Source organism: Bradyrhizobium sp. 164 (genome assembly GCF_023073715.1).
Taxonomy (GTDB): Bacteria; Pseudomonadota; Alphaproteobacteria; order Rhizobiales; family Xanthobacteraceae; genus Bradyrhizobium.
On record NZ_JADPKA010000066.1, the window covers coordinates 92,195 to 105,954 of the forward strand.

The window sequence follows — 13,760 nt, forward strand, 5'->3', positions numbered from 1 at the left end:
TTGAGTAAGTGGCTCAACTTGCTCTCGAAAATAGTTCTTCGCTACATATCAAAAGATACTGACTCTGCGTAGCCGCAGGCGTACGGTTCATACATCACCGCAAGGCCCGTGGCATGAGATCGGTGATGAGAACGCCGGATTGCGCTCCCGTCCTATCTCGAACAAGGGAGATGCGCCATGCAGACGCGTCGTCGCTTCAAGCAGACTAAGACACTCACCGAACGGCTCGCAGACGATGCCGCACGCCTGCGCGAGGAAGCGCGCACGCTGACCCCGGGGCGCCGTCGCGAGATGCTGCTGCGCCGGGCGCGGCAGGACGAGACCGCCATGCAGATCGATGCCTGGCTGCATTCGCCCGGCCTGAGGGCGCCCACATGACAAATCAATATCGCGCCTATCTGGTCGGCGAGAACGGCGTGTTCCGCTCCGCCGAGGCGTTCGAGGCGGCCTCCGACGCCTCCGCCCTCACCTTCGCGCGGCAGTTCACGCGCCACGGCAAGGTCGAGGTCTGGCAGCTCGGCCGCAAGATCGCCGTGCTGGAGCCCGAGCAATCGCCGGCGCACCAGCTCACGCGTCAATGATCGCGCCCGCGCGGCCGCGTCTCGTAACTCTCGATGGCGAAGGAGAACGTCACCTGCATCACGGGACCGTTGCCATCGCGAACCTCGATCGCCATCGTCTGCCTGCTGCCGCTTAGCGACGCGGAGAGGATGGCGTCGCGTGCCATGTCGCCCAGCGATTTGGCCGCCTCCGCCTGAACGGCGCGAGGACTGGACAGTTCCAGCCCCTCCTCGTCAAGCGCGGTGCCGTTCTCGTCGCGCAGGTCGAAATAATATCGGGGCATTTCGGCATCCTTTGCCCTAATAGGCGCGAAGCCGGCAAAGGTTTCTATGGGGGGCGAAAAAGTTGCCTTGGCATCACCGGATTGTTCCGGTCGCGAGGCCCGTCACCCCCCGATCTCCGCGCGCTCCTCCGTCAGCTTACGTGCGATATAGGCGTCCACTGTCTCCGCGAACGAGCGCTGCACCCCGACCGCGGCCCCGTGCTGGTCGCGTGCGTCGCGCTGGAGCTCGCACAGGCCGCGTCCGCGGGCGGCGGCCGGCGTGATGGCCAGATACTGATCGATCGCATTTTCGGCCAGTGGGATCGCCTGGGGATCTCCCCTCGCAATCAAGAGACGCAGGAAGCTCTGGCAATCGGCCAAACCGGGCATGGGACGCGCCTCATCCGCGGGAGGATTTCGGCCTCGGCGTCCTGATGGGCTGGGTGTGGGTGCCGAACAGCGCCAGCAGCAACGCGACTTCTTCCTTCGAACCGACCTGGATCATGATTGTCTCCTTTTCGCAGGGTTGGTCGGAGGCGACGGCTGTGGAGTTCAGGACAATCGGGTTTCAGCATTGTTTCAGGCGCGTTTCGTCGGGGGCGCCGCCTGGCCACGCGACTTGTGTGCACAATTGAACACCGCAATGCGCGAAGCCGCCGGGCGCCGTCTGCACCCGGCATCGACTAATGCGGCAAGCTCCTGTTCACCCTTCCGACAGATAGGTGAACGGCCACCCGCCACGACTTTCACGTCGCATTCATTGTCCCTGTCCTAAACCGCCGGCCGACGAAACGGCACGTAGGTAGGACGATGTCCTTTGACCCGATGGCCGCTGCGGTCGACTGGCTTGATGCCTACCGCGCCGGCGATATCGAGACCATCCTGGGAATGTATGCCGATGACGCGGTGATTCACTGCGGCTGCGGCGGCATGAAGACGCGCTCCGGCAAGGATGGCCGACGCGCCTATTGGCGCGATCGTCTCCGGGACTATCCCGCCACAAGCCTGAACGACCTCAAGCCGTCGGGAGATACGACGGTCATTTCATATATCGCGAGCGGCGGCGTCGTCAGCGCAAGCCTGAGCTTCAACGCGCATGGGCAGATCGCCTCGCACGTTTGCGGTCCTTCGAACTAAGGCCGTACTCATGAAAGCACCGTCGGCTCCTGAGTAAGTGATCGCCGTCGCCATGCGATCCTTCGCCTCCGTCAGCCCTCGCGCCATTCCGATGATCTCGCCGATGCGCTCTGCAAGCGCTAAATAGAGGGGCCGCGCCGATGTAGCGCGGCCCCACGTCAACGCTGCGGAGTTTCTAAATCCCGTTTGGTGTACAGGCCATTAGCAACTTGGCCGTCTCAAGAAGATTTGTTCCGTTCACGCGTGAAGCTTTTGGAAGCACGAAGACCACATCTTCGTCAGTTTCCATCGTGTATCCACTATCGTGCTCGTCTTCCGTGATTATTACGGCCCGCATTAAACCGTATCCCGGTGCCGCTGCATTGATTGCCGCTGTGGCTTGTGCGACGGCATCTGCCGTGGCCATTCCTTTGTTCGGTCCGGCAGTGGTACGGTCTAGTATCTTGTCGAGGCTTGGGTCGCCTTGCCATGCATTGACGATCACTTGCGCAATGCCGGGAACAGCACTTGCCGGCATCGCAAATTCCGGGACCGTCATCTCTCCGCCACCCTTCTTCTTTTTGATACCACCTGGTGCCGTTGGTGCCATTGTTAGGCCCTCCCTGATGAAAGCTGCCACGGCACCTGACCGCCTGGCCGGGTGCCTGGCATCATCTCACACCTGAGCCCGCAGAACCGCAAGGCCCAGCGAGGCGCGCCCCATTCACCAACTCCGCTTCGGGCAAAGCCTTATGTCCGGTGTGGCCCATCGGCGGCGTTCAACGATGTCGGCCGTTTGTGCCGCTGTCGAGGGATGAGCGGACATCATCTGGAGCGCTCAAGCTCAACGCATGATTTGTGAGTAGATGTCTAGCTGCGCTCACTTGCCGCGCTTCGATGTGACGAGGCGCAGCGCAATGCCGTGCTGCCAGGCGCGTATCCTGACGGCCGCTTCACTGCGATTGAGCTCTTTCGCAATCTCGTCCGGTTGCCGGCCCGCTTCAGCCATGGCCTTTAATCGCTCATGCTCCTCCAGTGTCCATTCTTCAACAACGGATAGCGGGATTGCATAGGTGGCCTTGGAGAGTCGAAGCGTTCGAGAAGGGCAACAAGGCCTCCCTACCCAAGTTCCTACATCACTCCGTTCGAGTGCACGCAGGTCGTCCAGCAGCTCGGCCTCCAGCTCACGGATATGCTCGGCCGTGGGCCCGCTCGGAAAATCACGCGAGAGCTTCCGGCAGCGCTCCAGCCGTTCCTGAAGAATCCGCTTGTCTCTGTCTCGGTCCATGCTGGCCTTGATTCAACAGAGCACAGAGGGCTTCAAGGGAATGTCCAAAAGTGCACGCCGCCATGGGGCGCAGTTGGACAGCGGTCGCGTGTTGAAGTGGCGGTTGGATCGAAGGTCGGCCAACGGGACAAAGCGGCAGAAGTTCCTACTTCAGCGCCTTCCCAAGCTCGGTCGCAGCAAGATCGTGCTGCGGCACTCCCTGCCTTCGATCGCAGGCAACCAATTCGAATCTCACTCGTTGTCGCCGGCACAATCCCTTGCAGGAGACAAAACATGTCACGTCTGACTTTGCTGGCCGCAACCTTGTTGCTGCTCGCATCTGCGCCCGCGGGCGCCCAGCCCGCGCAAAGCGGACCGGGCAACAATGCCGTCAACAGCTCCGACCAGAACAACTCGAACGCGCCGGTCGCCGGCCGCAACAGCTTCACCGAGGGACAGGCGAAGTCGCGGATCGAGAACGCGGGATATTCCAACGTCTCCGGCCTGCAGAAGGACAACGAAGGCGTCTGGCGAGGCAAGGCCGACAAGGCCGGCACCAAGACCGATGTCAGCGTTGACTTCCAAGGCAACGTCAATCCCGCGAAGTAAGGAGGAAACAGCATGACGATCACCATTTCTCGTCTCTACGACAATTATTCCGATGCCGAGCAGGCCGTCACCCGGCTCCAGAGCGCCGGCGTGCCGCACTCCGACATCAGCATCGTCGCCAACAATTCCGACAATTGGTACGGCTCATCGCGCGGCAAGATCGATCGTGACCGCGACGGCGTCGACGATCGCGCCGAAGGCGCCGGCACGGGTGCCGGCATCGGCGCCGGCCTCGGCGGCGCAGCAGGCCTTCTCGCCGGTCTCGGCCTGCTCGCCATTCCCGGTCTCGGACCGGTCGTGGCTGCGGGATGGCTCGCCTCCACGGCTGCCGGCGCAGCCGCGGGCGCGGCCACGGGCGGCATCGTCGGCGCACTGACCCAAGCAGGCATCTCCAAGGAAGACGCCTCGCGCTACGCTGAAGGCGTCCGCCGCGGCGGCACGCTCGTCTCGGCGAGGGTCCCTGACCAGGATCGCGCACGGCTCGATGCGCTTCTCAATGACAGATCCGTCAACCTTCAGGAGCGCAGCTCTGCCTGGCAGAAAGCCGGCTGGACCGACTTCGATGCCGCAAGCCCGCCTCTCGCTCCCGACGACATCCGCCGCGAGCGCGAGCTTTACGGCATGGGCGCGCGGCGATAGGTCCCGGCCGACCCGACAAGACAAAGGCCCCGCGCTGGTGGGGCCTTTTTTTGGATGGTGGAGCGGGTCTGCCTTGCCGAAGCCGCGTCGGGAAAAACAGGAACCACGTGTCAAACTTTATCTAAAAGGCGCCGAATCGGTTTCGGCGAAATGAAAGCTTTTCACGCCATGCTGGGCATGTCGATTTGCTCTCGTTGCGAAAGAACGCAAACGGGACCGCTTTGGAGAGACCACCGATGTACTTCGTCGCCGCTGCATTGCTGGGGCTGTCGGGACTGTTCTACTCCGCCGGCCGTCATGAGCTCGGCCAGTTCGGAGCAGACGTGTGCCGCTATGGCGGCGCGTTCTGCGACAATCCGGTGGTCCTCTTCACGGGCGCAGCGCTCGCTGCCGCCTGGGGCATGTTCGTTAGCGTCAAGTAGCATCGCGCCGGCCGAAAGACGATCTTGCAGCCGGCGAGGATCTAGATCGACGGCTCTTGCGATGGTCCGTTTCTAACACTGTTTTGCCCGACGATCAATCAAAATTCGCCCCATCCGAAGTGCGGCCGGAAGCTCACTGGGGAACTTCTGTTCCCCCATTAGCATTTGCTATGAAGTTCTCATAGCAAGGGCCTTCCTTCATGCGCGACAGCGCTCACGCTTCCAAGACGTCCGCGCCGTCGCTTTTGAAAAGGCTGGGGCCCGGTCTGATCACCGGCGCGGCCGACGACGATCCGTCGGGCATCGCCACCTACTCGCAAGCCGGCGCGCAATTCGGTTTCGCGCTGCTCTGGACGGTCTTTCTGACCACCCCGTTCATGATCGCGATTCAACTCGTCAGCGCCCGGATCGGCCGGGTCACCGGCAAGGGGCTCGCCGCCAACGTCATGCGGCTCGCGCCTCGCTGGGCGGTGCTCGCGCTCGTGTCCATGCTCGTCGTCGCGAACACGTTCAACATCGCGGCCGACATTGCCGCGATGGCGGAGGCGCTTGGGCTCGTGATCGGCGGGCTCCAGCACGAACATGCGCTGATCTTCGCCGCCGGCTCGACCCTGCTCCAGATCTTCCTGCCCTATCGCCGCTATTCGCCGGTGCTGAAATTCCTCACTCTTGCGCTGTTCGCCTATGTCGCCACCGCCTTCACCGTGCAGATTCCGTGGAGCACGGCGCTGCTCGCCGCAGTGTGGCCCAAGGCGAATGTCAGCGCCGACTATTTCCTGATGGTCGTCGCCGTGCTCGGCACCACCATCAGCCCTTACCTGTTCTTCTGGCAGGCCTCGCAGGAGGTCGAAGAGATGAACCAGGGCAAGCGCGACAAGCCGCTGCGCGATGTTCCGAGCGGCGGCAATCCGGAGCTCGCACGCATCAGGGCCGATACCATCTCCGGCATGTTGCTGTCCAACGGGATCGCCTTCTTCATCATCCTGACCACCGCATCGGTGCTGAATGCGAACGGCGTGACCAAGATCAATTCGGCGACGGAGGCCGCCGAAGCGCTGCGGCCGCTCGCCGGCGACTTCACGTTCGCGCTGTTCGCGCTCGGCATCATCGGCACGGGTCTGTTGGCCATCCCGGTGCTGGCGGGCTCGGCGGCTTACGGCGTCGCCGAGATCTTCGGCTGGCACGCCACGCTGGAGGCGAAGCCCGAAAAAGCGGTCGGCTTCTATACGATCATTGCGGCCGCAACCATCATCGGCTTCGGCCTCGGCTTCACGGGGATCGACTCGATACACATGCTGGTGTGGAGCGCGGTGCTCAACGGTATCGTCGCCGTCCCCATTATGACGATGATGATGCTGATCGTCTCGAGCCGCGCGATCATGGGCCACTTCAGGGCCCGCTCATGGCTGATCGCGCTGGGCTGGCTCGGCACTGCACTGATGGCACTCGCCGTCCTCGCTCTGCTCGGCTCGTCCGTGATCGGCTGATGAGAAACGAAGGCGAGCCGGAAGAGCGCTCCCCGCCGCCCACCCGCGCCGGAGATAACGTCGATAAGGCTACGGTATGACGGGATTGACGGTCGGCGACGTCTTCGGCCCTGGCCGTGCCGGCTCGACCGGCGACTTCGGTTCGGTCGGAAGCACGGCAGCGCCCGCGGCGCGCGCAGCTTCCCCGGTAGTCGCATACATCGCGACGTGGGCCGGCTGGGTCTTGGCTCGGTTCCAAGGTCCGTGGTCGACGATCAGCATCGCTGCAATGGTCACGCCCGCCACGATCAGCGCGATCACGCCGGGATGACGCAGCGCCGCAGAGATGGAATTCGCGAAACGATCAGCCGTCATCAGAAGGGTCCGCAATTATCCTGTCGCAGGTTAATTCTATTGCGCCCCCGGGGTTCCCGCTCTGGCGCCGGTAAGTTCCCGGCCAGCGCGGGAACACCCCTCTTCATGGTTTACCGATTCACTCGCCCGGCGCGATGGCATTGCTCGGCGTAGGCCGGTCCGTGATCTGCTGACCGAACAGACTGCCGATCAGCTCGACCGCTGTACGTGCCGTCCGGCCACGCTCGTCCAAGAAGGGGTTGAGTTCGACGATGTCGACCGATCCGACCACGCCGGAATCGTGCAGCAGCTCCATGATGAGATGCGCCTCGCGATAGGTGGCGCCACCGGGCACGGTGGTGCCGACGCCTGGCGCCACGCAAGGGTCGAGAAAATCGACATCGAAGCTGACATGCAACACGCCATTGCTTGCCTTGACCCGCTCGATGACGCGCCGGATCAAGACAGCGACACCGAATTCGTCGATCTGCCGCATGTCGACAACCCTGATCCGGCGCGCGCGCATCAACTCCTTCTCGAGCTTGTCGATCGAACGCGCGCCGAACAGGTCTAGCCTGTCAGGGGTGATCGAAGCGCGCGGATCGTCACCCAACAATCCATCGAGGCCGGGCTCCCCGCACAGGAACGCGGCCGACATACCGTGCATATTGGCCGTGATCGTCGTTTCCGGCGTGTTGTAGTCGGCATGGGCATCGAGCCAGAGCACGAACAGGTCGCGGCCGCGCTCCTTCCAATGACGCGCCATCGCATTGACCGAGCCCATCGACAGCGTGTGATCGCCGCCGAGGAAGATCGGCACTGCGCCGCTTTTCGCGATCTCATAGCCTCTGCGACTCAGCACGCGCGTCCAGCGCTGGATTTCGCGGTAATGATTGGCTTTCGCGGGCGGCCTGTCGGCGAGGTCACGCACCTCGGCCACGGAAAGATCGCCGTAGTCGACGACCTCAAAATCGAGGCTATCGAGCAGTGTCGCAAGGCCTGCGGTGCGCAGCGCAGCAGGGCCCATCAAGGTGCCGCGCTGCGAAGCTCCCATGTCGATGGGAGCGCCGAGCAAGGCGATGCGCCGGGTTCGATCCGCCACGGTCCGATCGGTCACGGCAATCTCCTGATATCAGCATGGCTACCGCCAGCCTAACAGAGATTCGCACCCGTCGTTTCCCGGGGAGGTCCGCCGCGGGCGTATTGTCCCGGAACAAAATCCCGCACGCTGAATTGCCCATTCTAAGGCCGGCACCCGCCGTAAAACCACGGCGCCTGTCGCGGATAGCCAAAGGTCGTCAGACCCGCTGTTCAAAACGAGCGCTCGCGCGGATAGCCAAAGGTGCCGGCCTCCATCATCGGGCCTGGAGGTTGCGCTTGAGCACGGAGATACCGCAGTCCAATCCCCAGCCCGGCATGGCCGAACGCGCCATCGATGCAGCGACGGATGTATCCCGCACGATCGGTGAAGTCGCGGGAGGCCTGCATGCAGCGGTCGATCGTCTTACCTCTGCGATCGAGGAAGCGCGAAAGCCGGGCCGGCCGCTCTCGACGGTTGCGGCGATCACGCGCGAAGCGCCGCTCGCCAGCCTGTTCGTTGCTTTTCTGTTCGGCGTCGCGATTGCGCGTCGGCGCTAGATTTGAGCTTTCAGGAGGTTGTCCATCCGGTCCTGAACGAGGAAGCTGAAGTTGTCGAAGCTTTAGCCAATCCCCGGAGGACAGAATGGACACCCACAAGAATGCGCCTCTGACGCCGAACGGTCGAGAGGCCATGGTGCGGAGCGTGATTGAGGCGGGCCCGACCAAGGCCGCAGCCGCGCTCCGGTTCAAATGTTTCAGCAAGGACGTTGGCCAAATGGGCCAAGCGTTTTCGCGCAGAGGGTGTCGACGGATTACGTGATCGCTACTCACGGCCCCTTTCGTCGCCGAGCCAAACCGTGCCTGCCACATGCGCTACCGTCGAGGTGTGCGCCGGCAGCGTTATGCCGGCAAGCAGATCGAACGAATCCATTCGGTGGACCACCTGCACCGGCATTAGAATGAGCATCTCGCCGCCGCGCAAAATCAATTTGTGGGCATGCAGCGCCGCACCAACAGAATCAGGACTTGTCCTTGCCCGGTTGCATGAAGCTGCCGGTCATCTGGCGCATGTGGTCACCTGCGTTGGTGAACTGACTGCGCAGGAAGTCGGACTGAATTCGCATCGCTTCCTGAAGGTCTGTGGCGTGAACGAGCTTGCGCGCATGCTCGAACGCCGACTTCATGTTCTGTTCGGTGAAAGCGAGCGCCTGCTTCGACACCTCCGTCCCCGCGCCCGGAACGGTCGTCATCGATTTGGTCGCGGCTTCGAAAAACATGCCGAATGCCTTTTCCGCCTGGTCAATCGTCTTCTCAGCCAGGTCGCGCAGTTCGGCCGGAACTTCAAGCTTCGGTTCGATCATGGTCGCACTCCTCCCTTTTCCTGACTGAATACCACACTTGCCGGATCGCCTTCCAGCGGGGCGGCCCCTGACGAGAGCTGCCTGGTGGGCCGAATCTGGCAGGAAACGAAGGAGAAGGCGTAAGGCCGGTGCGGTCTTCCTCAGGACAGGGGATGTTCGGGAAGAGCTTCTTCGGTGGCGAGGTCTTCGACGAGCTTGATTACCTCGAAACGCTGCCGAGGCTCGAGCTTCAGGAACGCACGGAGCAGGCGCAGGCTTTCGACGGTGCCGCCCGCGGGCGCGCCGAGCTTGAGGTGCAGTTCAGCCGCGAAATTAAGGTTCTTCATCTCGCACCTATGACAAGCATCGGCCTTCACGTTCTTGCGTCGAAGTCGCACGCGAGGGACCGAACGCCACAACCCGATTCTATGGGGATCAGCTCTCGGCCGCAGGGCCGGCGGTCTAGCGTGGCCCAACCGAACAGGTTGCAATTATGCCAAGGAACAACTCATCCGGCAAGCCCAAGAGCCGCTGTAGCAATGCGCCCGGATCGCGCCACGGCAATTCCGGATAACACGAATATCGACCGCCGTCACCTACCTGCGTCAAGAAGCGGCATCGCTCACGCACACAGCCGAGATCGCTGTCAATCGGCCCTGCATTTCGACTTGAACAGAGATGGGCTGACACGAACTGGCGCTTCGGCAGCATATACACGCAATTGTTGAGTCGCGTCTCACCGGTTGTATCGTTGGCGATAGGAAAGCCAGTGGCCCGTACCGCATCTATGAGCAGCCGATCGCATCGCCCGCGGGCGAAGCCGCGGGCATGCGATCGTCATTTGCGCTGCCCTGCTCGTGGTGCCCCCGTTGTCGTGACGAAGCCGTAGATCTGCGCCAGCCGGTCCAGGCATTCACGGAAACGCCGCGCAAAATAGTCGTTCCAGCGCTGCGTACGAACGGCGCGGCGCTGCCCGATCTGATCCATGGTCAAGCCCACCACGAGCACGTCGTGCACCAGCGCTGCGCCGTCGGTGCCGAGTTCGCGCTCGACCTGATTCAGCCGCAGCACCGCCTGGCGCTGGCTCTCGGTAATTGGCTCGCGCGTGCGAGCGCCATCGACATATTCCCGGGTCGGGTCCATGGCCTGGGGCCCCCGCTCTGCCCTCTCCCAATCGCTCTGGAAGGCGCGCCCGCCGCGGTATTGTGCCTCGTCGATCTGATGATGCGCGTGCAGCCGGCCGAGCGGATCGCTCCGAACCGACCGGATGGCCACGATCTTCTCGCCGGGGTCGACCGCCAGCGGATTGTCGACCTCGACTTCTGCCACTTCAGCATTGAACGGCACGTCGCGGGAGCGCCGATCGTAGATTCCAGCCAATTTGTAAGATTTGTTGCGTCGGGCACGTGCCACTCGGATACTCCTTTGCAAAATCGACGATGAACGGCTGGCCGCCGGTTCAGGCAGCGCAGATCAGCCTGAGCACGACAGGACGGGTGGCACGGGCGGACTCAGCTGCAGAACGGCGCGTCAGACGCGCATGCGGCGTGCAATAGCTGGAACCCGGCTGGCGCGGATGGCCACAGAAAGTGATTTCCTCCCCGTCCTTGTCGCCGCCATAGGGATAGCGGCAGTCGTCGTCGGCAAGGTCGACCAGTGGGACCAACCGCGGCTGGATGCCGACGCAGCGCAATTTGGCGCGCGCAGCAGGCTTCATGGCGGATTTCGGCGGCACATTCAGGTTCGGCAACGCCGACCGGCGCGGCGACGGCGGGCAAGCCTCCCCGGGCAGCGACGGCACGACCGATGGACTCGTTATCCAAGCCGGCATGACGAGACCGAGCCGCTTGGCGCGGCCGACCACCGCGCTACGTGTGTAAGCCGTTCCAAACCTTGCATTAATCTCTCGGCCGATGGCCGCATAAGACATCCCCTTCAGAAAATAGTCGCGAAGCGCGTCGGAGTGCTCCGACGGCCAATGGCCCGGTTCCATGCTGCTGTCCTGTGATGCGCCCCTCCGACCGCACGATCGCGAGGCGGAAGATACATTCCGGTATTCCGAATCGAAAGTCAAGCGACAATTCTGATATTCATAATTGCATCAATTCCGAATTTCGCATTATAAGAGGCAAGACCATGCGCAATCGAGGGAATCACCATGTTGGACGTTGCAATGATCGAGCGGGGCCTGGAAAAGACCGGCAAGAGCAAGGGTGGCCTGGCGGCGGCCATGGGCGTGCGACCCGGCGCGGTCTCGGAGATTCTCGGCGGCGAGCGCCTAGTGAAGGCTTCGGAGATCATTCCGATCATGGAATATCTCGAACTCAACCTCGCGCCGATCATGGGCCGCGTCGGCGCCGGCGCCGTGATCGAGCCCGATTATGAACAAGTTCCGCCGGAGGGACTCGGTGACATCACGCTGCCCTTCCCGATCATGGAAGAGACGGTCGCCTTCGAGATCGTGGGCGATTCGATGCTGCCCAAGTACGAGAGCGGCGACGTGATCGTGGTCTACAAGGACCAGCGTCATCCGCTGTCGAGCTTCTATGGCGAGGAGGCCGTGGTCCGGCTCAAGACCGGCGAGCGCTATTTGAAGACCATCGAGCGTGGCAAAAGCCCCTCCGTGGTCAACCTCACCAGCTTCAACGCCAAGCCGATCGTCGGCGTGAAGCTCGAATGGGTCGGAGAGATCTGCCTGTCCATGCCCAAGGGACAGCTCGAGCGGCTGCGCGCCAAGTCGGCCCGCCCCCGCAAGAAGGGCAGGTAGCCGCCGATTTCCATTTTTTGGAAGTCGCTCTTGACGTTTATTTCTGATTTCCGGAAATAACTCTGCCGCACTCTCGACTCCGGGTGCGGCAGGTTCTTCTGTGCAATATTTCGTCGTGATGATCGACTATGGGCGGCGCGGCCGCGAGGCGGTCGTCGACCCCGAAATCACGAGGCGTGAGATCATCTCCCGCATCCTTTCGGGCGAATACCGGAACGTCTCGTTCATCCACGAATCGCCGACAATTCGGTCGAGGACGTGACCGAGGCCATCCTGTCCGAGGCCGCCCTGCCCCAGATCCCGCGAAGATATCGACCTCCAGGCATGCCGCCTCGATCACGCCCGCGATCTGCGCAAGCACGAGCGGACGTGACGGAAGCCGGCAGCCTGCATCGCGCCGTCTCGAATGAACGTCACACGGTAAGCACGGTCGATCCCGTGGTCTTGCGCGCGGCGAGATCGGCATGCGCCCTGGCGGCGTCCTTAAGCGGATAGGTTTGGTGCACCTCAATCTTGACTGCACCGGACTTGACGACCTCGAACAGCTCGCCTGCCATCGCGACCAAACTTTCACGCTTGGCGGCATAAGTGAACAGCGTCGGCCGCGTGACGTAGAGCGAGCCCTTCTGGGCCAGCAGGCCGAGATTGAGCGGATCGACGGCGCCGGAGGACTGACCGAACAGCGCGGCAACGCCGAGCGGCGCGAGGCAGTCCAGCGATTTCAGGAACGTGTCCTTGCCGACGGAATCATAGACGACAGGCACCTTCTTGCCGCCGGTGATTTCGTCGACGCGCTTCACGAAATCCTCCCGCGTGTAGACGATGACATGGTCGCAGCCATGCGCCTTGGCGAGCTTCGCCTTCTCGTCGTTGCTGACGGTGCCAATCACGGTTGCGCCGAGGTGCTTGGCCCACTGGCTCAGGATCAGACCGACGCCGCCGGCTGCGGCGTGGAGCAGGATGGTGTCGCCGGACTTCACCCGATAGGTCTGCCGGATCAGATACTGCGTCGTCAGCCCCTTGAGCATCATCGCCGCCGCAGTCTTGTCCTCGACACCGTCAGGCAGCTTCAACAAGCGGTCGGCGGGGATCAGCCGGGCCTCGGAATAGGCGCCGAGCGGCGAGGCGCCGTAGGCAACACGATCGCCTGGCTTCAGATCGGTGACGCCTGGGCCGACTTCCTCGATGACGCCGGCCGCCTCGCTGCCGAGCCCGCTCGGCAGCTGCGCCGGATACAGGCCCGAGCGGTTGTAGATGTCGACGAAATTGAGACCAACGGCGGTGTGGCGGATGCGTGCCTCGCCCGGTCCGGGCTTGCCGACGCTGACCTCCTCCCAGACCAGGACTTCGGGGCCGCCGGTCTTGTGAAAGCGAATGGCATGCGTCATGGGCGTTACTCCCTTATCGTTACAGTGAAGTTTAGAGAACCTGATCGCACTGGGAAGTAGGCATTTGGTCCGGCCGTTACAGTACCGACGCGTAACAAGAATGTCACAGCGGCCGACAAATGTCCGCCGTTCCGTCTCTGTTCGGAAGAGTTGATGACGGGCGCGGGGGCGAGTGGCAGTAGCCTTCACGCGGGGTTTGGTGGTCGCCTGCGAAGGAGAGCCGAGATGCCAGCTTATGTTCAGCATCATCAGGATGTCGAGATCGCGCCAGTGACTTGCCCCACCTGCATGGGGTTCCTGCCGATGTATGTCCGCGAGGTCGAACCGCATTGGAGCCTTGCCAAGATCGACCTTGTCTATGAATGCGCCGATTGCGGCGCCGAGGTCAGACAGACCATCCGCAAACCGGAGCTGCTGCGGCACTGATCGCGCGCCGGCGCACGGTTCAACTATTTGCGCTAAGCGGAAAAAACGCCGCTCCCGCGGGTC

21 protein-coding genes and 1 pseudogene are annotated in these 13,760 nt (G+C 62.7%); 11 read left to right on the forward strand and 11 right to left on the reverse strand.

Features of this window, described 5'->3' with window-relative positions; translation table 11 throughout:
• Positions 1-177 precede the first annotated feature (177 nt).
• Entirely contained in the window at positions 178-378 is a 201-nt protein-coding gene (locus IVB01_RS20525; protein WP_247280584.1) for a hypothetical protein, read from the forward strand.
• Positions 375-581 carry a hypothetical protein gene (locus tag IVB01_RS20530; RefSeq protein ID WP_247280583.1) on the forward strand — a complete coding sequence of 69 codons (207 nt, stop codon included), beginning with the start codon at positions 375-377 and terminating at the stop codon, positions 579-581. The genes IVB01_RS20525 and IVB01_RS20530 overlap by 4 nt, the downstream gene beginning before the upstream one ends.
• Here the strand turns inward: IVB01_RS20530 and IVB01_RS20535 are convergent.
• Together IVB01_RS20535 and IVB01_RS20540 are read right to left on the reverse strand one after the other, a co-directional pair.
• Entirely contained in the window at positions 575-844 is a 270-nt protein-coding gene (locus IVB01_RS20535) for a hypothetical protein (RefSeq protein ID WP_247280582.1), read from the reverse strand. The genes IVB01_RS20530 and IVB01_RS20535 overlap by 7 nt on opposite strands.
• A 102-nt stretch (positions 845-946) precedes the next feature.
• The gene (locus tag IVB01_RS20540) at positions 947-1,213 is read right to left on the reverse strand and encodes a hypothetical protein (RefSeq protein WP_247280581.1); all 267 of its coding nucleotides are present in this window, start codon (positions 1,211-1,213) and stop codon (positions 947-949) included.
• Between the two features lie 420 nt (positions 1,214-1,633).
• Between IVB01_RS20540 and IVB01_RS20545 the strand changes: the two genes are divergently transcribed.
• Entirely contained in the window at positions 1,634-1,960 is a 327-nt protein-coding gene (locus tag IVB01_RS20545) for a nuclear transport factor 2 family protein (protein ID WP_247280580.1), read from the forward strand.
• Between the two features lie 175 nt (positions 1,961-2,135).
• On the opposite strand, the gene IVB01_RS20550 is transcribed toward IVB01_RS20545, so the two are convergent.
• Both IVB01_RS20550 and IVB01_RS20555 read right to left on the reverse strand, forming a co-directional pair.
• Positions 2,136-2,549 carry a hypothetical protein gene (locus IVB01_RS20550; protein ID WP_247280579.1) on the reverse strand — a complete coding sequence of 138 codons (414 nt, stop codon included), beginning with the start codon at positions 2,547-2,549 and terminating at the stop codon, positions 2,136-2,138.
• 270 nt (positions 2,550-2,819) lie between these two features.
• A complete protein-coding gene (locus tag IVB01_RS20555) occupies positions 2,820-3,227 on the reverse strand; it encodes a hypothetical protein (protein ID WP_247280578.1) in 408 nt (135 codons plus the stop codon).
• Between the two features lie 273 nt (positions 3,228-3,500).
• On the opposite strand from IVB01_RS20555, the gene IVB01_RS20560 reads away from it, so the two are divergent.
• The 4 genes from IVB01_RS20560 (at position 3,501) to IVB01_RS20575 (ending at position 6,363) form a co-directional block, all read left to right on the forward strand.
• Positions 3,501-3,815 carry a hypothetical protein gene (locus IVB01_RS20560; protein ID WP_247280577.1) on the forward strand — a complete coding sequence of 105 codons (315 nt, stop codon included), beginning with the start codon at positions 3,501-3,503 and terminating at the stop codon, positions 3,813-3,815.
• Between the two features lie 12 nt (positions 3,816-3,827).
• Complete coding sequence (locus tag IVB01_RS20565; protein ID WP_247280576.1) at positions 3,828-4,454, forward strand: hypothetical protein; 627 nt, start codon at positions 3,828-3,830, stop codon at positions 4,452-4,454.
• Between the two features lie 236 nt (positions 4,455-4,690).
• On the forward strand, positions 4,691-4,876 hold the full coding sequence (locus tag IVB01_RS20570) for a hypothetical protein (RefSeq protein ID WP_247280575.1): 186 nt from the start codon (positions 4,691-4,693) through the stop codon (positions 4,874-4,876).
• Between the two features lie 200 nt (positions 4,877-5,076).
• Positions 5,077-6,363, forward strand: a complete 1,287-nt coding sequence (locus IVB01_RS20575) for a divalent metal cation transporter (protein ID WP_247280574.1) — start codon at positions 5,077-5,079, stop codon at positions 6,361-6,363.
• Between the two features lie 69 nt (positions 6,364-6,432).
• On the opposite strand, the gene IVB01_RS20580 is transcribed toward IVB01_RS20575, so the two are convergent.
• Positions 6,433-6,717 (reverse strand): hypothetical protein, encoded by a 285-nt coding sequence (locus IVB01_RS20580; RefSeq protein WP_247280573.1) that lies wholly within the window; start codon positions 6,715-6,717, stop codon positions 6,433-6,435.
• A 118-nt stretch (positions 6,718-6,835) separates the two neighbouring features.
• Positions 6,836-7,813: an arginase gene (rocF, locus tag IVB01_RS20585; RefSeq protein ID WP_247280572.1), complete on the reverse strand. Its 978-nt coding sequence runs from the start codon at positions 7,811-7,813 to the stop codon at positions 6,836-6,838.
• Positions 7,814-8,073: 260 nt separating this feature from the next.
• Between rocF and IVB01_RS20590 the strand changes: the two genes are divergently transcribed.
• Positions 8,074-8,334 carry a hypothetical protein gene (locus IVB01_RS20590; RefSeq protein WP_247280571.1) on the forward strand — a complete coding sequence of 87 codons (261 nt, stop codon included), beginning with the start codon at positions 8,074-8,076 and terminating at the stop codon, positions 8,332-8,334.
• A 461-nt stretch (positions 8,335-8,795) separates the two neighbouring features.
• On the opposite strand, the gene IVB01_RS20595 is transcribed toward IVB01_RS20590, so the two are convergent.
• From IVB01_RS20595 to IVB01_RS20610, 4 genes are all read right to left on the reverse strand, one after another.
• Positions 8,796-9,137 carry a phasin gene (locus IVB01_RS20595; protein WP_247280570.1) on the reverse strand — a complete coding sequence of 114 codons (342 nt, stop codon included), beginning with the start codon at positions 9,135-9,137 and terminating at the stop codon, positions 8,796-8,798.
• Positions 9,138-9,277: 140 nt separating this feature from the next.
• Positions 9,278-9,463 (reverse strand): hypothetical protein, encoded by a 186-nt coding sequence (locus IVB01_RS20600; RefSeq protein ID WP_247280633.1) that lies wholly within the window; start codon positions 9,461-9,463, stop codon positions 9,278-9,280.
• Between the two features lie 490 nt (positions 9,464-9,953).
• Entirely contained in the window at positions 9,954-10,529 is a 576-nt protein-coding gene (locus IVB01_RS20605; protein ID WP_247494826.1) for a hypothetical protein, read from the reverse strand.
• A 46-nt stretch (positions 10,530-10,575) separates the two neighbouring features.
• Positions 10,576-11,109 carry a GcrA family cell cycle regulator gene (locus IVB01_RS20610; RefSeq protein WP_247494827.1) on the reverse strand — a complete coding sequence of 178 codons (534 nt, stop codon included), beginning with the start codon at positions 11,107-11,109 and terminating at the stop codon, positions 10,576-10,578.
• Positions 11,110-11,274: 165 nt separating this feature from the next.
• Between IVB01_RS20610 and IVB01_RS20615 the strand changes: the two genes are divergently transcribed.
• On the forward strand, positions 11,275-11,883 hold the full coding sequence (locus tag IVB01_RS20615) for a S24 family peptidase (RefSeq protein ID WP_247280567.1): 609 nt from the start codon (positions 11,275-11,277) through the stop codon (positions 11,881-11,883).
• Positions 11,884-11,983: 100 nt separating this feature from the next.
• Positions 11,984-12,256 (forward strand): annotated as a pseudogene (locus IVB01_RS20620) (hypothetical protein).
• Between the two features lie 40 nt (positions 12,257-12,296).
• Here the strand turns inward: IVB01_RS20620 and IVB01_RS20625 are convergent.
• The gene (locus tag IVB01_RS20625; protein WP_247280566.1) at positions 12,297-13,271 is read right to left on the reverse strand and encodes a quinone oxidoreductase; all 975 of its coding nucleotides are present in this window, start codon (positions 13,269-13,271) and stop codon (positions 12,297-12,299) included.
• Positions 13,272-13,496: 225 nt separating this feature from the next.
• On the opposite strand from IVB01_RS20625, the gene IVB01_RS20630 reads away from it, so the two are divergent.
• On the forward strand, positions 13,497-13,697 hold the full coding sequence (locus tag IVB01_RS20630) for a hypothetical protein (RefSeq protein ID WP_247280565.1): 201 nt from the start codon (positions 13,497-13,499) through the stop codon (positions 13,695-13,697).
• Positions 13,698-13,760: the final 63 nt, after the last annotated feature.